Genomic DNA, 20,369 nt, shown 5'->3' on the forward strand with positions numbered 1-20,369 from the left:
CACAATACACTGTGTATGTCTCATGACGGCTCGTACACTGCTCGGGTGCCCAAGCTGTGGAACGCCACGATCGACGCGCACCGCAACGCGGTGCGCGAGGCGGTGCTGGACGCCACTGCAAAACTCGTCGCCGCGCATGGGCTGGCGTCGGTGACGATGTCGCAGATCGCCGAGTCCTCGGGCATCGGCCGGGCGACGCTGTACAAGTACTACCCGGACGTCGAGTCGATCCTGCAGGCGTGGCACGAGCGGCAGGTCGGCGCACACCTGCACCAGCTTCGGGCAGTGCGCGAGCAGGCCGGCGACACCGGCCGGGCGCTGGTCAGCGTGCTGGAGGCGTACGCGCACATCTGCCATGCCCGTCACGGCGGGGACGTGGCGGCGATGCTGCACCAGGGCCCGCACATGGCTCACGCCCACCAGCACCTGCGCACGCTCGTCGCCGACCTGATCGCCGAGGGGGTACGCACCGGCGACGTGCGCAACGACGTTCCCCCGGTGGAATTGGCCGGGTTCTGCCTCAACGCCCTACAGGCCGCCAGCAACCTGACGTCGAAAGTCGCACTCGGCCGTCTCGTCGCCGTCACCCTCACCGGCCTGCGGCCGCCAGCCTGACCTCGCTCCAGCCGCATACGTAACCGCAGCCGCACAGGGCGGCCCATGGGACGGTGACGTTCGACGATGCGACCGGCTCCCACCACCACCCAGCACGGCTTGACCGTGCGTGACATCGCAGCAGCTCAGCGAAGTTGTTCTGGCCTCAGGTTGAAACCGGCTCGCCTTCTTTCCTAGGGTTGGTGACCAACTGCCGCGTACGCCTGGTTGCACCCCCTGCGACCCCGCAGCAGTCACCGCCGCCGGGCTCACCCCAACTTCCGGCCGCGGTCGGCGGCAAAGGAGATCCGGTGCCACCCCTCCATCCCGCGAACCGCCCCCTCGCGCACGCCCTGATCTTGGTGGCTGCGTTGACAGCCGGGCTGGTCTCAGCGGCTCCGGCGCACGCCGAGCCGACTCCCGCGGAGATCGAAGCTCAGATCACCACCGCGTGGAACAAGCTCGAGCCGGTCATCGAGGAGTACAACAAGGTCCACTCGGAGCTCAACAAGCTGAAGAAGAAGGCCGCCGCGCTCGATGCGAAGCTCGCTCCGCTGCGGCTGACGGTGGAGGCCACCCGGGCCCGGGTCGGCGTCATCGCCTCCGAGTACTACAAGGGCGGACGCGCTCAGGAGATCAACTCTCTGCTGTCCACGGGGTCACCTGCGCAATTCGCCCAACAGTTGTCGACCTTGACGCAGCTGGCGCACTCTAAGCAGCAGGAGATCGCCAAGACCACGGAAGTCAAGGCCGAGTTCGACCAGCAGAAGGCCGAACTCGACCAGATCATCGAAGACCAGGCGAAGAAGGACGCCGACATGGCGGCCAAGAAGAAGGCCATCGAGGCCGACATGGAGCGCCTCGCGGCCCTGCGGCTCAAGGCATACGGCAGCGGCGGCCCCGGCGGCTCGTTGAAGATCGGCAACCTGTGCCCGGTGCCGGCCCTCGGCACCCAGGACAACACGTCCACCAAGGGCAACACCGCTGCGCTGGCCGCGTGCAGGCAGATCAGCAAGACGTACGTGTTCGGGTCCAACGGCCCGAACACCTTCGACTGCTCAGGACTGACCCAGTGGGCCTGGGCGAAGGCCGGCGTGGAACTGACCCACTACACCAAGGCGCAGTGGACCGAGGGCAAGCGGGTAAGCACCCCCATCGTCGGTGATCTGGTCTTCTTCTACCCCAACGACGGCTTGCACCACATGGGCATGTACGTCGGAAAGGTCAACGGCAGAAGGGTCATGGTCCACGCGCCGCACACCGGCGACGTCGTGCGTATGCAATACGTCGATGTCATGCCGCTGGCCGGGTACGTGCGTCCCAGCTGATCGGCCTCCGCGCTGCACGTCGCTGTTCGTCGAGCACGCACGCAGTCGGCAACCGAGCCGAGCTGGGCGGTGCCGGGGATTCATCCCGGCACCGCCCAGCTCGGCTTCTCGACGTTCCAGCCCTGCCGCCTGCCTTCAGCGTTTAGCGCCTTCGCCGGTGTCCGCGCTAACCCAGGGTCTGCTGGTGGTTGGCACGCCGCTGTCGGAGCAGCTGCGACGTGAGCCGCCATGCGTAGTACGCAGCGAATGCGCTGGCGGCTGCCGTCAGCACGCCGGTGCCCTCGTAGAAGACCGAAGTGGCTTGCGGCGACCACAGCCGGTAGACGGTGGGCACCACATCCTGGTCGCTTCCCGGCAGGAAGGTCAGGTTCGACAGACCTGCCGCCTTGAGGACGTGGTCGAGGAACCCGTCGACCACGCCGAACCACCACACGACGAGCACGTTGTACAGCAGGTAAGCCGCCAACAGCCACCAGCTGGTCCGCCAGCGGTAGAGGGCCACCAGCACCAGCGGCACCAGCGACAGCCCGATCGCTGCCGGCAGCACCGCTGTGCCCAGCCGGAACACGTGATGAACACCGGTCGCGACCATGGCAACGGTGACGGCGACCAGGGAGCGGCGAAGCACTCGAGTCACGAAGCGTCCCTTCATTTTCCGAACATGATGTCCGGAAACGAACGCTACGTTCGCTAGGATGGCGGCACCAGGCACAGATGCCCCGGCACTGTCCCGTTGCGCACACCCGGCAGATGCTTCGTCCAGCAAAGGACCGTGATGGTGGCCACAACGTCAGACCGGCGCGTTCGACGCTCCCAGAAAGCGCTGCAAGAAGCACTGCTGAGCCTCATGAGCGAGAAGCCCTACGACCAGATCACCGTTCAGGACGTGATCGACCGCGCCGACGTCGGCCGCTCGACCTTTTATAGCCACTACGTCGGCAAGGAAGCACTGCTCGACGCCGCGCTTGGCGAGCTGCGGGCCGTCTTGACCAGCCGGGGCGTACCGCCGTTGGGTTTCAGCCTGCCGTTGCTGCACCACGTCCAGCAGCATCGCGTCCTGGGTCAGGCGCTGTTCAGCTCGGCCAGGCACACCTTCGTCGCGCAGCGCATCGTGGCCCTGCTCGAGGAGGCGATCCGGCACGATCTGGCGAAGGCGGGCTTGACGAATCTTCCACTGCCGCCGGATGGCTTCGTGAAGTACGCCGCGGGCGCCTACATGGCGATCGTGCAGTGGTGGCTGCACAGCGCAGAACCGATGCCCCCGGCGGAACTGGACCAGAAGGCCCGCGGGCTGATTCTCGCCGCTGCGCAGCCCTGACAAATCGACGTCGCCTTCGCCCCGCTCGGAGCGGTGGCACGCCCCGGACCTGCCGTTACTTCGATGCCCGTCGGTCGGGTCGCCGCCGACGGGCAGGTAAGAGCCGCATCGACAGTCAAGCGCATGCCGAGGTGCGCCGCACGCTGGCTGCAGTGCGCAGGCGGGCTGGCAGCGGCGTCCACTGCCAGCCCGCCTCACCACAGCCGCGCTCGCCGTGCGCGCGGCCGACCGGCCCGATTCAGCTGGCAGCCTTCGCGGTGACAGGCGTGCGAGCCGGCTGCGGCGCAGGCGGAGTGTGCCGACGTAGCAGCAGGGCGTTGAAGGTGACGATGATGGTGGAGGCGCTCATCAGCAGCGCCGCCCACTGCGGTTGCAGCAGGATGCCCAGGCTCGTGTAGAACACGCCCGCGGCGACCGGGATGGCCAGCACGTTGTAGATCGCGGCCCAGAACAGATTCTGCTTGATCTTGGTGCGGACCGCGCGGGCGATCCGCAGGGCGAACGCGACGTCGGCAGGGTTGTCGCGGATCAGCACCAGGTCGGCCGTCTCCACCGCGACGTCGGTGCCCGCCCCGATCGCGATGCCGATGTCGGCCTGGGCCAGGGCAGGTGCGTCGTTGACGCCGTCGCCGACCATCGCGACCTTCGCGCCGGCCTGCTGCAGCTTGGCGATGTTGCCTGCTTTGTCTGCGGGCAGGACCTCGGCGATGACGGTGTCGATGCCCAGCTGCCGGGCGACCGCCTCGGCGGTGGAGCGCTGGTCTCCGGTCAGCATCACGGTGCGCACGCCTGCGCTGTGCAGCGCGCTGATCGCGGCTTTGGCGGAGTCGCGGATCGGGTCGGCGACCGCGACGACACCCAGCGGTCGTCCGTCGACGGCGACGTACATGGCCGTCTTGCCGTCGGCTGCAAGCGCCGCGGCTTTGCCGGTCAGCGTGGCGATGTCGATGTTGTCGCGCTGCATGAGCCGGGCGTTGCCGATGAGCACCGTGCGGTCGTCGACGGTGGCCTGCACTCCGTGGCCGGGGATCGAGTCGAAGGCCGCGGGCGGGTTGACGGTGATACCGCCCTGGCGGGCGGCGTCGACGATCGCCGTGGCGAGGGGGTGCTGGGAGGGCTGGTCGGCGCCGGCGGCCAGCCGCAGCAGTTCCTCGCCGCTGACGCCGTCGGCGGGGATCAGGTCGGTGACGGTGGGTTTGCCTGCGGTCAGGGTGCCGGTCTTGTCGAACACGACGGTGTCGATGCCCGCGGTCGTTTCCAGGGCGGTCGCGTTTTTGAACAGCACCCCGCCGCGGGCGCCCTGCCCGACACCGACGGTGATGGCGGTGGGTGTGGCCAGGGCAAGGGCGTCGGGGCAGGCGATGACGATCGCCGACACCGCTGCGGTCAGCGCGAACCCGACTCCGTGCGCGCCCCACAGCATCCACGCGGCGAACGTCAGCGCGCCCGCGGCCAGCGCAACGTAGACCAGGTACTTGCCTGCGGTGTCGGCCAGGCGCTGCGCGGGTGCTTTGGACGCCTGGGCGTTGCGGACCATCTGCACGATGCGCGCCAGGGCAGTGTCAGCGCCTACCGCAGTGGCGGTGAACGTGAAAGCACCGGTGGTGTTGATGGTGCCGCCGACCACCGCGTCGCCGGGCCGTTTGACGACCGGCACCGGCTCGCCGGTGATCATGGATTCGTCGACGTAGGACTCGCCGTCGGCGACGGTGCCGTCGACGGGGACCTTCGCGCCTGGCTTGACGACGATCACGTCACCGGTGACGACCTGATCGAGGGGGACCTCGGCGTCCTGGCCGTCGCGGCGCACGATGGCGGTCGGCGGGGCGAGTTGCAGCAGTGCCTCCACGGCGCGGCCGGTCGCGAAGCGTGAGCGCATCTCCAGCCAGTGGCCGAGCAGGCTCAGCGTGGTCAGCATCGCGGCGGCTTCGAAGAACACCTCGTGGCCGCCGAGCAGGGTCGAGGCGACGGAGTACAGGTAGGCCACGAGGATGCCGACGGCGATAAGGGTCATCATGGTGACCTCGCCGTGGCGCAGTGAGCGAGTCGCGGAGGAGATGAACGGCCAGCCGCCCCACCACACGACGGGGGTGGCCAGGATCAGTCCGAACCAGCCCATGGACAGGCCGAACGGCGGCTGCGACGGGAACCCGAACACTTCGCCGATCGGGGAGAACAACACGATCGGGATGGTGAGGATCGCGCTGATGACGAAGCGGCGCAGCATCGAGGCGACCATGTCGGCGCCGTGACCGGCGTGTTCGTCGTGGCCGCCGTGTTCGGTGTGCTCGCCTGGGTGGCCCGGCTCGGCGGCGTGCGGGTGGTCCATCGTGGCTGTGCCGGAGTGCTGGTGGTGTTCGGCGTGGGCGTGGACCGGGTTGCCGGCGGGTGGGCTGGCGGCGGTGTGGCTGGGGTGGTGGGCGTGGGCGTCGGGTTCGTCGGTGTGGCCGGCGGCCGGGTGTCCTGGCTGGCAGCACGAGGCGGGGCAGTCGGCGCAGTCGCAGCCGTAGCCGTGCCCGCGTAGCAAAGCCTGGATGCCTGCGGTGTCGGTGCCGGCCGGGTCGTAGGCGATGTGCAGGACCGAGCGGGTCCGGTCGGCGACTGCGGAGGTGATGGCCGGCTGCGCAGTCAGGAATCGTTCGAGCGCAGCCAGTTCGGTGGCGCAGAAGCAGAAGTCCAATGCGACCTCGGCGACATGGCTTCGGTGTCCGCTGTCGTGGCGTCCGTCGTGGCCGGTGTCTTGGTGTTTCATCGCGGTTCCCCAGTCCCGTCTTTTCTAGATCCACTTCCGACCATACCCCGTGGGGGTAAGTCAGGCGCGGGATTTGATCATTATTCGAGAGCGCTGCCGGTGGTGCCGGTGAGGATCTGGTCGGTGGCGGCGGGCAGCTGCCGTGTCGGCAGCTGCCCGCGCGGTTGGTCAGGCTCGTACGTGGGCGTCGCCGGTCCGCCGTTCGGCGGCCGCCTGCCCGGCCGGGGCCGGGGTGGACGGTGGTGTGCGCAGCGTCAGCGCGGCCAGGACCGCGGCTGCGGCTGCGATGACGGCGGCGCCGGTGAACGCAGCCGAGAATCCGCCGGTCAGCGCCTGGGGGTCGCCGAGCGCCGTGGCGCCGTGGGAGGCGGCCAGGGCGGTCATCGCGGCCAGGCCGAGTGCCGAGCCGACCTGGTAGCTGGTGTTGACCAGCCCGGAGGCCAGGCCCCCGTCGGCGGGCGGTGCGGCGGAGATCGCGGTGCCCAGTGACGGGATGAACGCCAGCGCCATACCCACTGCGGCTAGCAGCGACGCGGCTAGCACGTCGGCGGTGAAGCTGCCGTCGGGGCGTACCAGCGCCAGCCAGCCGATGCCTGCGGCCAGGATCGCCAGGCCGGTGACCGTGGTCGCCTTCGGCCCGAACCGGGCGATGGCCCGTGGCGCGACGGTGATCATCGCGGCCATGATGAGCACCGTCATCGGCAGCAGCGCTGCGCCTGCGGGCAGGGCGCTGTAGCCGAGGACCTGCTGCAGGTAGAGGTTGAGGAAGAACCACATGGGGATCCATGCCGCGCCCAGCAGCGCCTGGGCGAGGTTGGCGGAGGCGAGGTTGGGTGAGCGCAGCAGCGACAGTCGCAGCAGTGGCGCCCGCCGCACACCCTGGATGATCACGAATGTGGCCAGCAGGGCGATCGCGGCGCCGAGTACGGCCCAGGTGTAGTGCGAGGTCCAGCCCCGTTCGGGGGCGGCGATGATGCCGTACACGAGTGCGGCCAGTCCGGCGGTCACGGTGAGTGCGCCGGCCCAGTCGATGCTGCCGCGGGCGCGTGTTCCTGCGGGCATCAGGGCCGGTGCGGCGATGACCGCGACGATGGCGACGGGGATGTTGAGGTAGAAGATCCACGGCCAGGACAGGTACTGGGTGATCAGGCCGCCGAGAAACACTCCGGCGGTGCCGCCTGCGGGAGCGGCCGCTCCGTACAGGGCCAGGGCCCGGGTGAGTTCGCGGGGGTTGGCGCCGAACAGCATCATCAGCAGGGTCAGCGACGAGGGGGCGATCAGGGCGGCGCCTGCGCCTTGCACGGCGCGGGCGCTCAGTTCGGTGGCGACGTTGCCTGCGGCTCCGGCCAGGGCGGATCCGGCCAGCAGGATGATCCAGCCGGTGATGAACATGCGCCGGGCGCCGAACAGGTCGGACAGGCGTCCGCCGAGCAGCAGCAGTCCGCCGAAGGCGATGACGTAGGCGTTGAACACCCAGGACAGGTTCTGCTGGGTGAAGCCGAGCTGTGTCTGGATGTGGGGCAGGGCGACGCCGATGATCGACGTGTCCATGATGACCATGAACTGTGCGGCGGCGATGAGCGCCAGGGCCCACCAGCGCCGCGGTTGCGTTGACATGACTTCGAGGTCCCTTCAGGGTTCCGGCCGGGTGGGCCGGCTGGTTCTAGGGGTGTGCGGTGTATCCGGCGGCGGCCACGGCGGCGGCGATGTCGGCCTGGGTGGCGGTGCCGGCGACGGTGAGGGTGGCGGTGGAAAGGTCGACGGTGGCGTCGGTGACGCCCGGCACGGCCCGCGCTGCGGCGGTGACGCGGGCGGCGCACGAGCCGCAGGTCATCCCGGACACGGTGTAGGCGCGGCCGATGGCCGCGACGGCGGTGGTCGAACAGGTGCCGTTGTCGCAGCAGCCCATGACAGAACCCCTCTCATATACCCATACCCGGTGGGGGTATGGCGTCTTCGGCAACGTAGCATACCCCCCGGGGGTTTCGCTATAGTGGTGTCATGACGACGCACGCCCACGCCCCGACGCCCGCGACAGCCGCCCCGGCCCGCGGCTACACCGCGACCAAGGACCAGCTGCTCACCCGCATCCGCCGCATCGAGGGCCAGGTGCGCGGCATCGAGAAGATGGTCGAAGACGACCGCTACTGCATCGACGTGCTCACCCAGATCTCGGCGATCCAGGCCGCGCTGGACAAGGTCGGCCTCGGCCTGCTGGACGGTCACGCCCGCCACTGCATGCACGAAGGCGCCGAGCAGGGCCGCTCCGAGGAGATGGCCACCGAGATGATGGCCGCGGTCGGGCGGTTGATGAAGCGCGGCTGAACGGGTCACCGCGTCGTGGACGGCGGGTGCAGGGCTGGTCCCTGCACCCGCCGCGTGCCGCTACTTCAGCCGGTCGAGGATCTGCTGCAGCGTGGCGATCTCGGCGGTCTGATCCTTCTCGATCTTCGCCGCGAGCTCCTTGGCCGCGGGGTCTGAGCCGTCGGCCTGCTCGGTCTTGGCCATCGTGATCGCGCCCTGGTGGTGGGCGATCATCATGCGGACGAACTCACGGTCGAACGCCGCGCCCGACATGCCTTCCAGCGCGGCCATCTGCTCGTCGGTCATCATGCCGGGCATCGACTGCATGTTGCCCATGTCGTGGCCCGGCATGGCGCTCGGCTGACCCCATGCCTTGAGCCAGTTCTGCATGGTCTCGATCTCGGGTCCCTGCGCGGTCTTGATCTGCGTGGCGAGCTGGGCGACCTGCGGGTCGGCTGCTCGCGTGGCGGCGAGTTCGGACATGCGCACCGCCTGCTGGTGGTGCGGGATCATGGCCTGGGCGAACGTGACGTCGGCGGCGTTGTGGGCCGCCCCGGCCGAGATCGACGGCGCAGGCGTGCCGGCGTGGCCGGTGTTGCCGCCGTGCTCGCCGGCGGCCGAGCAGCCTGCCGCGAACAGGGCAGCGGTGAGGGAGCCGGTCAGCAGCAGCCGCCGGACGGTGTTCTTCGCGTTCATGGGTGTGCCTTCCATCGGGGTGCCTGACGTGAGGTTTCCGTGCGGCCGCGGGTGGGCCGCCGGGTCGTCTCACGTCCGCGACACCGACAGTCGGGCTAGGCGTATGCGCAGTGGATCCACCGTGGGCGGGCCGCGTGAGCAGTGGAACGCCGCTGCGGCCGGCCGTGGCGGATGGACGCGGCCGGCCGCGCGGCGCAGCCAGAACAGGGCGATCGCGAGCAGGACCAGTGCCGACAGCACGGCCATGCAGACGCTGAATGCCTGCCATGGCTGGTGGTCGCCGCAGCCGTGGCAGTCGTCCTGCTGGAATGCGGGGACCGCTACGGGCGCGGCATGGGTGTAGGCGCCTGCCGCGTCGGGGTGGTGAGGGCCTGCGTGGGCCGCGTGGCCGAAGGTGTGCATGACGGTGAGGCCGAACAGCACTGCCATCAGCAGTGCTCGCAGCGTCACCCTGTGCACGTCGGTCACCTTTCCACCGTAGCCATGCTCTCGCCCGCGCAGCGGGCGATCGCGTCTGCGGCCAGCGTGCCACGCGCCGCCGCCGTGATACGGGCGGGGGGTATCTTCAGCGGGCGAGCAGGAGCTTCGAACATGGCGTCACCTGTCACGGGCCGGCGGCGGCTCGGCGCTTAGGGCAGTTGACGGTGTGGCCTGCGGGGAAGAAGCGTCTGGTGTGACGACGCTCATCACCGGCCGCTAGTCACACCCCCGGGGGGTATGCTACGGTCCGTGGAGTGATACCCCGTGGGGGTATCCTGAGGAGGGAGTTGTGATGGAGACCGTCTACACCGTGAAGGGCATGACCTGCGGGCACTGCGTGAACTCGGTCAGCGCCGAAGTCGGCAAGATCGACGGCGTGACCGGTGTGCAGGTCGACCTGGCGACCGGTGCGGTCACCGTGACCAGCACCGAGCCGCTGCAGCAGTCCGCGGTCGCCGCCGCGGTCGACGAGGCAGGCTACGAACTGATCGGAGCACAGTCATGAACACCCCGCTCAAGCTGAGCCTCTACGGGCTCGGCCTGGCCGCGGTCTTCGCAGCGTCGCTCGGGGCCGGCCACCTGGCCGGCCCCGGCTCCGCCGCCGACAACCCCCCATCGACCAGCCCCGCGCACGGCGGCCACACCGCCACACCTGCCGCCCCGCAGGCGGCCGAGGTGCCCGGCGGGCTGCAGACGGCACAGGACGGCTACCGGCTGCAGCTGCTGACCGCCGCCCTGTCCACCCAGTCGGCCACCGCAGTGCGGTTTGCGGTCCTGGGCCCGGACGGCAACCCGGTCACCGGCTATACGCCCACCCACGACAAGGACCTGCACCTGATCGCCGTGCGCCGGGACCTGACCGGTTTCCAACATGTGCACCCCACGCTGGGTCCCGACGGCGTGTGGCAGATCGACCTGAAGGCACCGGCCGCCGGGCAGTACCGGCTGTTCGCCGACTTCCAGCCCACCGGCCGCGACCGGCCGCTAACCCTCGGCGTGGACCTGCCCGCCGCAGGTGACTACCAGCCACAGCCGCTGCCCGCGACCGCACCCACGGCCACCGTCGACGGCTACACCGTCACCCTCGACGGCGACCTGGTTCCCGGCACCTCGTCAAAGCTGACGCTGACCGTCGCCAAGGACGGCGTACCGGTCACCGACCTGCAGCCGTACCTGGCCGCCTACGGGCACCTGGTCGCGCTGCGCGACGGCGACCTGGCCTACCTGCACGTACACCCCGACGGCAGCCCCGACGACGGCCGCACCGCGCCCGGACCGCAGATCGTCTTCTACGCCGAGGTCCCCTCGGCCGGGGCGTACCGGCTGTTCCTGGACTTCCAGCACGCCGGCGTCGTCCGCACCGCCGCGTTCACCGCGGTGGCCGGGCAGGCCGCCGCACCTGCTTCACCGGCGCCCGCGCCCAGCGCACCGGCGCCCAGCCCGTCGCACGGACACGAAGGAGGGCACTGATGAGCACCGACAGCAAGCCGCTCACCTACGCCACCCAGCAGATCGAGCTCGCCATCGGCGGCATGACCTGCGCCTCCTGCGCCGCGCGGATCGAGAAGAAGCTCAACCGCATGGACGGTGTGACCGCCACGGTCAACTACGCCACCGAGAAGGCGTCGGTGACGTTCCCCGACACGGTGAGCACCGATGACCTGATCGCCACGGTCCAGGCAACCGGCTACACCGCCGCCGTACCGGCACCCCCGCAAGCTGAATCCGACGAGCTGGCCGAGCCGGCCGACGAGCTCGCCGGGCTGCGCCGACGGCTGTGGACCTCGCTGGTCCTGGCGGTGCCGGTCGTGGTCCTGGCAATGGTCCCGGCGTGGCAGTTCACGAACTGGCAGTGGCTGTCGCTGACCCTGGCGGCACCGGTCGTGGTCTACGGCGGCGCGCCGTTCCACCGCGCCGCGTGGGTCAACCTGCGCCACGGCGCCGCGACCATGGACACCCTGATCTCCGTGGGGACCCTGGCGGCGTTCGGGTGGTCGCTGTGGGCGCTGTTCTTCGGCACCGCCGGCACGCCCGGCATGACGCACCCGTTCAGCCTGTCGATCTCCCGCAGCGACGGCTCCGGCAACATCTACCTGGAAGTCGCCGCCGCGGTCACGGTGTTCATCCTCGCCGGCCGGTTCTTCGAGGGCCGGTCCAAGCGCCGCGCCGGCGCGGCGCTGCGGGCGCTGCTGGAACTGGGCGCCAAGGATGTCACCGTCCTGCGCGACGGCCGCGAGCAGCGCATCCCGGTGGCGCAGCTGGCTGTCGGGGACAGTTTCGTGGTCCGGCCCGGAGAGAAGATCGCCACCGACGGCGTCGTCGCCGACGGCAGTTCGGCGGTGGATGCCTCGATGCTGACCGGTGAGTCGGTGCCGGTCGAGGTCGGTCCCGGTGACGCGGTGGTCGGCGCGACCGTCAACGTCGGCGGGCGGCTGATCGTGCAGGCGACCCGGGTCGGCGCCGACACGCAGCTGGCACAGATGGCGCGGCTGGTCGAGCAGGCCCAGACCGGCAAAGCGGCCGTGCAGCGTCTGGCTGACCGGATCTCGGCGGTGTTCGTCCCGATCGTCATCGCTCTGGCGGTCGCGACGCTCGCGTACTGGCTGGGCACCGGCAACGGTGTCGCGGCGGCGTTCACCGCCGCGGTCGCCGTGCTGATCATCGCGTGCCCGTGCGCGCTGGGGCTGGCCACGCCGACGGCGCTGCTGGTCGGCACCGGCCGCGGCGCGCAGCTGGGCATCCTCATCAAGGGGCCCGAGGTCCTCGAGTCCACCCGCCGCGTCGACACCGTCGTGCTCGACAAGACCGGCACCGTCACCACCGGCCGGATGACCCTGGTCGACGTCGTCACCGCCGACGGCACCGACCGCGCCACCGCGCTGTGGCTGGCCGGCGCGGCCGAGGCCGCCTCCGAGCACCCGATCGCCCAGGCCATCGCCGCGGCGGCGGCCGAAGCCGGGGACCTGCCGCCGGTGTCCGGCTTCGCCAACACCCAGGGTCTGGGTGTCACCGGCACGGTCGAGGGCACGGATGTGGTCGTGGGCCGGGCTGCGCTGCTGGCCGAGCACGGGCTGACCGTGCCGGCCGAGCTGGACGGCGCGCGGCAGCTCGCCGAACGCGGCGGACGCACGGCGGTGCTGGCCGGCTGGGACGGCGCCGCACGGGCCGTGTTCGCCGTCGCCGACGTCGTCAAGCCGACCAGCGCCGCCGCGGTGGCCGGGCTGCGGGCGCTGGGGTTGACGCCGGTGCTGCTGACCGGTGACAACACCACCGTCGCCAAGGCGATCGCGGCTGAGGTCGGCATCGACGAGGTCGTCGCCGAGGTCATGCCCGCCGACAAGGTCGAGGTCGTCAAGCGGCTGCAGGCCCAGGGCAAGGTCGTGGCGATGGTCGGCGACGGCGTCAACGACGCCGCCGCCCTGGCCCAGGCCGACCTGGGCCTGGCGATGGGCACCGGCACCGACGCCGCGATCGAGGCCGCCGACCTGACCCTGGTACGCGGTGACCTGATGGCCGCCGTCGACGCCATCCGGCTGTCGCGGCGCACCCTGGCGACGATCAAGACGAACCTGTTCTGGGCGTTCGCCTACAACGTCGCCGCCCTGCCGCTGGCGGCGCTGGGGCTGCTCAACCCGATGATCGCCGGTGCGGCGATGGCGCTGTCGTCGGTGTTCGTCGTGTCCAACAGCCTGCGGCTGCGCGGCTTCAAAACCGTCACCGCCCGCCCCTGACCGCACAACGCCGGGATGCCGCCCGTACGAGGGCGGCATCCCGGCGCACCATCTCGCCCGGAAGGCCACGCCTCATATGCCCTCCCCCGCTCCCACTGCAGGCACCTGCCGGGTCGTGTTGTGCCGCGGCTGCTGCTGCGGCACCCCAGATAAACACCCCGACACCGATCACCGGCTGCAGGCCGACCAGCTGCGCGCCGCTGCGGGCATCGACCTGATGGTCACCGGCTGCCTGGGCAACTGCGAGCGCAGCAACACGCTCGTGGTGCTGCCCAGCGCGGCAGGCCGGGCCGCGGGCGGGCGGGTCACCTGGCTCGGGCGCATCCTCGACGCGACGCTGACACAGGCCGTCGCTGACTGGATCGCCGCAGGTGGCCCCGGACTCGCCGACCCGCCGAAGGAGCTGGTCGCGCACGTGCAGCCGCCGGGCCGGCGCATTGCCGCGGCCGAGCCGGCCGATGCGCGCTGACCACACCGCGGTGCAGCGGCAGACTGCGGCCGGGCGCACCCCGTATCCTGTGCCCATGCGGCACAGCGCGACCCGACGAGCGGCGATGCCGCTGCGTGTCGTGCTCGTCGCGCTGCTGCTGGCGGGGCTGGGGCTGTGGCAGTCGTGGCAGTGCACCGACGACATGGCCCCGCTGCTGATCCCGGCGGCGATGGCAGCCGACTCCGGCCACGGCGGGCACGCGGCCGTATCCGGGCACGGTGATCAGCCCACCGACGATGACGGAGACGGCAGCCTGGCCGCGGCGTGTATGAGCGTGCTGGCTGCGATCGCCGCAGCGCTGATGCTGCTGGCCGAACCGTCTCGGCTGCTGACGTTGCTGCGCCGGGCAGGCCAGGTGCTGGTGCGCCCTGTCGGGCCGCTGCCGCGTGCGGCGACCCTCGCCCAGTTGTGCGTCCTGCGCACGTAGGAGTAACCCGCCCCGATGCATCCACTTATGTGGATGTTGTGCTGCTGGTTTCCTCCTATCTGCGAAAGGTCTCATCCCCACGTGTCGACGAATCTTTTCTCCGTGCTGCTGCTCGGCCTGCTCGCCGGCGGCGTGTCCTGCGCCGCGGTGCAGGGCGGCCTGCTGGCAGGCCTGGTGTCCCGTCAACGCCAACCCGTCACCACCGGCCCCCACCCCCGCCGCGCCGCCCCGGTTGCGCCGGTCGGTGTCGGTGACGACCTCGCCCCCGTCGGCGGGTTCCTGGCGGGCAAGCTCGCCTCCCACGCACTGCTGGGTGCGCTGCTCGGCGCCGTGGGCACCGCGGTGCAGCTCGGAATGCATCTGCGTGCCATGGTCCAGATCGGCGCCGGGCTGCTGATCATCGCGATGGGTCTGGGCCAGCTGGGCGTCAAGGCGTTCAAGGGCCTGACCTTCACTCCCCCGGCGTCCTGGACGCGGCTGGTACGCGGCCGTGCCCGCTCCCAGTCCGCGCTCGCTCCGGCCGTGCTCGGCGTGGCCAGCATCCTCATCCCCTGCGGGGTGACGCTGTCGGTCATGGCCCTGGCCGTGGCGTCCGGGTCGCCGTGGCAGGGCGCGCTGATCATGGCTGTATTCGTGGTCGGGACCGCGCCGCTGTTCACGGTGCTGGGCTTCGCGGCCGCCCGTGCCCGCCGTGCCGCCGGCGCCTGGGCCAGGCGCCTGGCTGTCGCGACCGGCGTGGTGATCCTGGCTCTGGGTGCCTACACCTTCAACGGCGGCCTGGAACTGTCCGGCTCCCCGGTCGCCGCCAGCCAGATCGCCTACGCCCTCGGCCTGACCGGCGACGCCCCCACCGAGGTCACCGGCCCCCGGGTCAGCGTCGAAGCCGGCCACCAGACGGTGATCGTCAGCGCCGTCACCGGCGCCTACACCCCGGCCAACCTCGACGTGGCCGCCGGGCTGCCCACCACACTGATCGTGCGCTCGAACAAAGCGCAGGGCTGCGTGCGCTCCTTCGTCATCCCCAGCCTCAACATCGAGAAGATCCTCCCGGTCAACGGCGACACCCGCATCGACCTCGGTGTCCTCAAACCAGGCCGGCTGGGGTACTCCTGCGGCATGGGCATGTACACCGGCCGCCTGACCGTCACGGAGCAGTCCCCATGAGCGCCACCTACGTATTCGCCGTCACCGGGATGCACTGCGCCAGCTGCGGACTGCTCATCGACGAGACCCTCGAAGACGAGGTGCCGGGCGTGCAGCGGGCCGAGACGAGTGTCCGCAAAGGCCGCACCGTGGTGACCAGCGACGACAGCCTCGACCCGGCCGTCATCGCCGCGACGATCACCGCCGCCGGGTACCAGGCGGTTCTCACGCCGCAGACCTGAGCACGAAAAGACACCTCCTGGTGCCGGTGGCGCGACGACCGCCACCGGCACCGGCGTTCCCACCGCCGAGCCCGGCTTGCCACGAAACCGCACCCATGAACGCTTTTCGGACATATGGTGGTCGAGGATTGCTGAACCTTGTTCCAGGGAGCCGACATGGGCCACACCGTTCGCGCGACAGCTGTCACCGCCGCGGTCCTGATAGCCGCCGGTGCCTTGTCCGGCTGCGCGGGCACGCAGACCACCCAGAACACCCCGGTGCCTGCCGCGGTGCAGCCGAGCCCGACGCAGCAGTTCAACGACACCGACGTGCAGTTCGTCCAGCAGATGATCCTGCACCACCAGCAGGCACTGATGATGGCCGACATGGCGGCGCAGAAGGCGGCCGGTGCCGACGTCAAACAGCTCGCCGTGCAGATCGGGCAGGAGCAGTCCCCCGAGATCGAGCAGATGAGCACCTGGCTGCGGCAGTGGGGCAAAGCGGTGCCGTCGATGGGCCCCGGCATGGCGATGCCGTCGATGTCGCCGCCGATGGGCCACGGCATGATGCCCTCGATGGGCCCCATGCCCGACATGGGCCAGATGCAGAACATGACCGGTGAGCAGTTCGACCAGATGTTCCTGCAGATGATGATCGCCCACCACGAAGGCGCGGTCGCGATGGCCAAGGCCGAGATCGCCGGCGGCGCGAACCCGGCAGCCAAGCAGCTGGCCGAGAAGATCCAGGCCAGCCAGAGCGCCCAGATCGAGCAGATGCGCCAGATGCTGGGCGCGACGCCGAGCCCCACCAGCTGACACCAGCGCCCACCTGACACTGCCCCGGCATCGCGACCGGGTCACCGCCACCGGCGTGGCATGACAACGCCACGCCGGTGCGACATAGTGGTGACCGTGCATGGCGGCGGCAGGCGGGACCGGTAGGGATGCGCGGATTCGGTGACCTCGAAGCCGTGATCATGGACATCATGTGGCGGCGCGAGTCGCCGGCCACCGTCCGCCAGGTCCAGCAGCAGCTGACGGCGGCCAGGCCGGTGGCCTACACCACCGTCATGACCGTCATGGACAACCTGTTCCAGAAGGGCTACCTGCAGCGGCAGATGACCGGCCGCGCCTGGTCGTATGAGCCCTCGGCCAGCCGGGAGCAGTACACCGCGCAGCTGATGCGCGACGCGCTGGAAGCCGCAGGCGACCAGAGCGCGGCGCTGGCACACTTCGTGGCGTCGATGAGCGAGTCGCAGTCGCAGATGCTGCGGTGGCTTCTGCGCCGGCGATCAGCTGGCGGGCGCTGATGCACATCGCCGAGTGCCTGCTGCTGTACGGCCTGGCGGTGAGCCTGCTGGCGCCGGCGGTGCTGGCCCGGGTCCGGCTGGGCGTGCTCGCGCCGCGGCTGGCGGTGGCAGCATGGCTGATCGCGCTGGTCACTGTCGTAGCCGGCTGGGCTGCCGCGGGTGCGGTGGCGGCCGCTCAGGCGCATGCAACCGCATCGCGGGCGCTGGCGTGGATCCTGCTCGGTGCGTTGACCGTCCGCGTGATGTGGGGCGTGTGCGTGACCGCGTGGCAGGCATCGGCCCGGCGTGCCCGCCACCGTGACGGGCTGGTCCTGCTCGGACGTGCCGACAACCGGCTCGGTGCGATCGTCGTGGACTCCGGTGAGGCGATGGTCTACTGCCTGCCCGGCCGCCGGTCGCTGATAGTGGTCACCACAGCGGCTCAGCAGACCTTGTCCGGCGAGCAGATGCGCGCTGCGCTGGCTCACGAGCGCGCACACGTCGCAGGCCACCATCACGTGGCCTTGATGCTCGCGTTCGGCCTGGCCAGGGCGGTGCCGTGGCTTCCGCTGTTCGCGTTGGCCGGCCGGCACGTGGGTCTGCTGCTGGAGATGAGCGCCGATGACGATGCCGCTCGCAGGCACGGCCGCACTGCGGTGGCCGGGGCGTTGGCGGCGTTGAGCCTGTCGGCTGCGCCCGCCTCGGCGCTCAGTGCGACCGGCGGGTCGGTGCACTTGCGTGCGTCCCGGCTTACCGGGCGGGTGCCGGGATGGCGTCGGCGGGGTGGCGGGCTGGCGTTGGCTTCGCTCGGCGCGCTGCTGGCGGCAGGTCCGTACTTGGCTGTTGTGTCGCCGTGGTGCCTGCACCCGTGGCTGTGACCACGCCACAGTAAACCTGTCCGGCCGTCTACTACGCTGCCTCGTAGTCACCCGTCACAGCTTCAGCCAGGTGCTTTGCGCGTGGCAGGTTCGACATCGCTATCCTGCTCGCCGTTAAAGGTTCAGTAATGCTGGCCTCGCAGCGGTGCATCTACGATCGTCCATAGTAGTTGTTGTCATATCGTTACCCATCCATCTTGATGGTCATCAATAAGGGTGGAATTCTCAGCGCATCCCCGTACACCCCGATGCGTTGGGAGTCCCTCATGCGCCTACGGCTCATCGCCGCGGCCACCGCCGCCGCCCTGGCCACCCTCGCCCTGCCCGCCACCACCGCCCAGGCAAGCCACGCCTGGTCCAACTACCACTGGGCCCGCACCGCCAACCCGTTCACGCTCAAGCTCGACAACAACGTCACCGCCGCGTGGACCTCCTACCTCAACGAAGCGTCTTCGGACTGGACGGCGTCGACCGTGCTCAACACCACGGTCGTGAGCGGTTCGTTCGGGTCCAAGACCAGCTGCACCCCGACCACCGGCCACGTGGAGGTCTGCAACGCCAGCTACGGCTCCACCGGCTGGCTGGGCATCGCGTCGATCTCGATCACGACCGGCAACCACATCAGCAGCGCCTTCGTGAAGGTCAACGACACCTACTTCGTGCAGGCCCAGTACAACACCCCGGCCTACCGGCGCCTGGTGATGTGCCAGGAGGTCGGCCACACCTTCGGGCTGGGCCACCAGGACGAGAACCAGACCAACCCGAACCTGGGCAGCTGCATGGACTACAGCCGCGACCCCGACGGCCCGCCCAGCAACGAGCACCCCAACAGCCACGACTACTCGCAGCTGGTGTCGATCTACAGCCACGTCGACAGCTTCAACACCCCGACCGTCGCGCCCGCTAACGCCGGGCAGGCCTGGGGACGGCTGGTCAAGGGCACCCACGGCCAGGGCGTGAGCACTTACGTCCGTGAACTGGGCCGCGGCAACTACACCGTCACCCACGTGCTGTGGGCCAACTGACATTGCTCCTCCCCTACCGGGCCGCCCGCGCCACCGCGCTGGCGGCCCGGGCTCGCTGCGCCGGCCGACTCGCCTGCAAGGTCGCCCGCAAGGGCGTCCCACCCGCAGCACCCGCCGGCGGCAGCCCGCCCCGGCGCAGCGGCCTCACCCGGACGGTGGACGGACGTAACAGCGCGACATGTGCCGGACATGTCAGCGTGGAAGCTGCCGCCGGCAGCCGGACTCGTCATGGGGGTGGATATGCAGCCAGCCGGGCCGCCGGCCGTGGCACCCGCCAACGCCCACACATGGTTCGACACCGTCTGGGATGGCAACTACCAGGCAATCCTCGCCTACGCACTGCGCCGCACCGACACCCCCGACGACGCCGCTGACGTCGCCGCAGAAACGTTCCTTACCGCTTGGCGCCGAGCAGCCGACGCACCCGACGGCGAGCAGGTCCGGCTGTGGCTGTTCGGGATCGCCCGGCGGGTGCTGGCCAACCAGCAGCGCGGCCTGCGCCGCTTCGACCGCCTCACCCAACGCCTTCGCGATCACACCGCGCGCCGGGCGGACACCTCGCCACCTGCCGACGGGCCCGAAGGTGTACGCGAGGCGTTTGCCCGGCTGCGCCCCGCAGACCGGGACCTGCTCACCCTCGTCGCCGTCGAAGGGCTCAGCACCGCCCAGGTCGCCGTGGTCCACGGATGCAGCCACGTCGCGGTCCGCGTGCGGCTGCACCGCGCCCGTGCCCGGTTCGCCCGCGAACTGGCCGCCTACGGCGTCACGGTGTAACAGTCGCCCCGATGGTGGACATGGCATGACAACCCACCCGGTGCACGCGTTCGACAGGGAGGCACGGCAGTGAACCACGACCGGCTCGACGACCTGGTCCGCCAGGCACAGACCCTCGACGCGACCCGCGCCGCAGCGCTGGGCGACCCGCACCTACGCCAGCGAATCCGTCAGGAGATCAACGCCATGGACACCACCTCGAACTCCCCCGCACCACCAGCACGCCGCACCTGGCGGATCGCCGCGATCACCGCCGCTACCCTGGCCGCCGCCGCAGCCGCATTCGCCATCTCCGGCCTTCCCGGCCGCGGCGACCAGCCCCCTGCGGCCGTCGCGCCGACAGCAGCCGCGAGTCCGGCACCATCCGGTGACGTGTTCGGCGGCGCCGCCAGCTGCGTCGAGCAGTACAGCCCAGACACCCTCGCCCAGCGAGCATTCGCGTTCGACGGGACAGTCCTGGCCGTGGGCACCGCCGATCCCGCCAAAGCCGAGCAGTTCCCGGAGGTGCCAGTCACCTTCCAGGTGCATCACTGGTACCGCGGCGGTGACGGCGACCAGGTCACCGTCGCCATGCTGCCCCCAGGCGGTCTGACCAGCACCGGCCGCGCCGGCTACGGCATCGGCTCGCGGCTGCTGGTCTCCGGCGAGGCCCGGTTCGGCGGAAAACCGCTCGACGACCCGGTCGCCTGGTCGTGCGGCTTCACCCGCTGGCACAACCCCGCTGACGCGCAGACCTGGCAGCAGGCGTTCCGCTGACGCTCACCGCCCCGACACCGTTGTAGGCGGCGCACCCGCCGCCTACAAACGATCAATTACCGAGACGGCCGCGATAAAGCGCCATGACCCCAGCCGACACATCACATCAGCTAAGCCCTCGCCGCTGGCATAGCTCGCCGCGCCGTGCCCACCTGAAACTGAT

General features: G+C 70.4%; 23 protein-coding genes. 17 read left to right on the plus strand and 6 right to left on the minus strand.

Annotated features, from left to right (window positions below; translation table 11 throughout):
• Window positions 1-45: 45 nt before the first annotated feature.
• Window positions 46-615, plus strand: a complete 570-nt coding sequence (locus ACFQO7_RS22595; RefSeq protein WP_376808213.1) for a TetR/AcrR family transcriptional regulator — start codon at window positions 46-48, stop codon at window positions 613-615.
• 341 nt (window positions 616-956) lie between these two features.
• Window positions 957-1,922, plus strand: a complete 966-nt coding sequence (locus ACFQO7_RS22600) for a C40 family peptidase (RefSeq protein ID WP_376808214.1) — start codon at window positions 957-959, stop codon at window positions 1,920-1,922.
• 166 nt (window positions 1,923-2,088) lie between these two features.
• Here ACFQO7_RS22600 and ACFQO7_RS22605 read toward each other — a convergent pair whose 3' ends face one another.
• The gene (locus ACFQO7_RS22605; protein ID WP_376808215.1) at window positions 2,089-2,559 is read right to left on the minus strand and encodes a hypothetical protein; all 471 of its coding nucleotides are present in this window, start codon (window positions 2,557-2,559) and stop codon (window positions 2,089-2,091) included.
• A gap of 138 nt (window positions 2,560-2,697) precedes the next feature.
• Here ACFQO7_RS22605 and ACFQO7_RS22610 point away from each other — a divergent pair, with 138 nt between their 5' ends.
• A complete protein-coding gene (locus tag ACFQO7_RS22610) occupies window positions 2,698-3,240 on the plus strand; it encodes a TetR/AcrR family transcriptional regulator (protein ID WP_376808216.1) in 543 nt (180 codons plus the stop codon).
• Between the two features lie 238 nt (window positions 3,241-3,478).
• On the opposite strand, the gene ACFQO7_RS22615 is transcribed toward ACFQO7_RS22610, so the two are convergent.
• From ACFQO7_RS22615 to ACFQO7_RS22625, 3 genes are all read right to left on the minus strand, one after another.
• Window positions 3,479-5,992, minus strand: a complete 2,514-nt coding sequence (locus ACFQO7_RS22615) for a heavy metal translocating P-type ATPase (protein WP_376808217.1) — start codon at window positions 5,990-5,992, stop codon at window positions 3,479-3,481.
• A 168-nt stretch (window positions 5,993-6,160) separates the two neighbouring features.
• Entirely contained in the window at window positions 6,161-7,609 is a 1,449-nt protein-coding gene (locus ACFQO7_RS22620; protein WP_376808218.1) for an MFS transporter, read from the minus strand.
• Between the two features lie 46 nt (window positions 7,610-7,655).
• The gene (locus ACFQO7_RS22625; protein ID WP_376808219.1) at window positions 7,656-7,901 is read right to left on the minus strand and encodes a cation transporter; all 246 of its coding nucleotides are present in this window, start codon (window positions 7,899-7,901) and stop codon (window positions 7,656-7,658) included.
• Between the two features lie 92 nt (window positions 7,902-7,993).
• On the opposite strand from ACFQO7_RS22625, the gene ACFQO7_RS22630 reads away from it, so the two are divergent.
• A complete protein-coding gene (locus ACFQO7_RS22630) occupies window positions 7,994-8,317 on the plus strand; it encodes a metal-sensitive transcriptional regulator (RefSeq protein WP_376808220.1) in 324 nt (107 codons plus the stop codon).
• 60 nt (window positions 8,318-8,377) lie between these two features.
• Here ACFQO7_RS22630 and ACFQO7_RS22635 read toward each other — a convergent pair whose 3' ends face one another.
• Both ACFQO7_RS22635 and ACFQO7_RS22640 read right to left on the minus strand, forming a co-directional pair.
• Complete coding sequence (locus ACFQO7_RS22635; RefSeq protein ID WP_376808221.1) at window positions 8,378-8,992, minus strand: DUF305 domain-containing protein; 615 nt, start codon at window positions 8,990-8,992, stop codon at window positions 8,378-8,380.
• 69 nt (window positions 8,993-9,061) lie between these two features.
• Complete coding sequence (locus ACFQO7_RS22640) at window positions 9,062-9,460, minus strand: DUF6153 family protein (protein ID WP_376808222.1); 399 nt, start codon at window positions 9,458-9,460, stop codon at window positions 9,062-9,064.
• A 304-nt stretch (window positions 9,461-9,764) separates the two neighbouring features.
• On the opposite strand from ACFQO7_RS22640, the gene ACFQO7_RS22645 reads away from it, so the two are divergent.
• The 13 genes from ACFQO7_RS22645 (at window position 9,765) to ACFQO7_RS22705 (ending at window position 20,206) form a co-directional block, all read left to right on the plus strand.
• Entirely contained in the window at window positions 9,765-9,977 is a 213-nt protein-coding gene (locus ACFQO7_RS22645; protein ID WP_376808223.1) for a heavy-metal-associated domain-containing protein, read from the plus strand.
• The gene (locus ACFQO7_RS22650) at window positions 9,974-10,942 is read left to right on the plus strand and encodes a hypothetical protein (RefSeq protein ID WP_376808224.1); all 969 of its coding nucleotides are present in this window, start codon (window positions 9,974-9,976) and stop codon (window positions 10,940-10,942) included. Before ACFQO7_RS22645 ends, ACFQO7_RS22650 begins: the two co-directional genes overlap by 4 nt.
• A complete protein-coding gene (locus ACFQO7_RS22655) occupies window positions 10,942-13,203 on the plus strand; it encodes a heavy metal translocating P-type ATPase (protein WP_376808225.1) in 2,262 nt (753 codons plus the stop codon). The genes ACFQO7_RS22650 and ACFQO7_RS22655 overlap by 1 nt, the downstream gene beginning before the upstream one ends.
• Window positions 13,204-13,279: 76 nt before the next feature.
• Window positions 13,280-13,672, plus strand: coding sequence for a (2Fe-2S) ferredoxin domain-containing protein (locus ACFQO7_RS22660; protein ID WP_376808226.1), 393 nt, complete (start codon window positions 13,280-13,282; stop codon window positions 13,670-13,672).
• Window positions 13,673-13,727: 55 nt separating this feature from the next.
• Window positions 13,728-14,120 carry a hypothetical protein gene (locus ACFQO7_RS22665; RefSeq protein ID WP_376808227.1) on the plus strand — a complete coding sequence of 131 codons (393 nt, stop codon included), beginning with the start codon at window positions 13,728-13,730 and terminating at the stop codon, window positions 14,118-14,120.
• An 81-nt stretch (window positions 14,121-14,201) separates the two neighbouring features.
• Window positions 14,202-15,284 carry a sulfite exporter TauE/SafE family protein gene (locus ACFQO7_RS22670; RefSeq protein WP_376808228.1) on the plus strand — a complete coding sequence of 361 codons (1,083 nt, stop codon included), beginning with the start codon at window positions 14,202-14,204 and terminating at the stop codon, window positions 15,282-15,284.
• Entirely contained in the window at window positions 15,281-15,505 is a 225-nt protein-coding gene (locus ACFQO7_RS22675; protein ID WP_376808229.1) for a cation transporter, read from the plus strand. The genes ACFQO7_RS22670 and ACFQO7_RS22675 overlap by 4 nt, the downstream gene beginning before the upstream one ends.
• A gap of 156 nt (window positions 15,506-15,661) precedes the next feature.
• Window positions 15,662-16,300, plus strand: coding sequence for a DUF305 domain-containing protein (locus tag ACFQO7_RS22680; RefSeq protein ID WP_376808230.1), 639 nt, complete (start codon window positions 15,662-15,664; stop codon window positions 16,298-16,300).
• Between the two features lie 128 nt (window positions 16,301-16,428).
• Window positions 16,429-16,794 (plus strand): BlaI/MecI/CopY family transcriptional regulator, encoded by a 366-nt coding sequence (locus ACFQO7_RS22685; RefSeq protein ID WP_376808231.1) that lies wholly within the window; start codon window positions 16,429-16,431, stop codon window positions 16,792-16,794.
• Window positions 16,758-17,651, plus strand: a complete 894-nt coding sequence (locus ACFQO7_RS22690; protein ID WP_376808232.1) for a M56 family metallopeptidase — start codon at window positions 16,758-16,760, stop codon at window positions 17,649-17,651. The genes ACFQO7_RS22685 and ACFQO7_RS22690 overlap by 37 nt, the downstream gene beginning before the upstream one ends.
• Window positions 17,652-17,917: 266 nt before the next feature.
• Window positions 17,918-18,676, plus strand: a complete 759-nt coding sequence (locus tag ACFQO7_RS22695; protein WP_376808233.1) for a zinc metalloprotease — start codon at window positions 17,918-17,920, stop codon at window positions 18,674-18,676.
• A gap of 189 nt (window positions 18,677-18,865) precedes the next feature.
• The gene (locus tag ACFQO7_RS22700; protein ID WP_376808234.1) at window positions 18,866-19,450 is read left to right on the plus strand and encodes an RNA polymerase sigma factor; all 585 of its coding nucleotides are present in this window, start codon (window positions 18,866-18,868) and stop codon (window positions 19,448-19,450) included.
• 69 nt (window positions 19,451-19,519) lie between these two features.
• Complete coding sequence (locus ACFQO7_RS22705; protein ID WP_376808235.1) at window positions 19,520-20,206, plus strand: hypothetical protein; 687 nt, start codon at window positions 19,520-19,522, stop codon at window positions 20,204-20,206.
• The last annotated feature ends 163 nt before the right edge of the window (window positions 20,207-20,369 follow it).

The organism is Catellatospora aurea (assembly GCF_042663325.1).
Lineage (GTDB): Bacteria > Actinomycetota > Actinomycetes > Mycobacteriales > Micromonosporaceae > Catellatospora > Catellatospora aurea.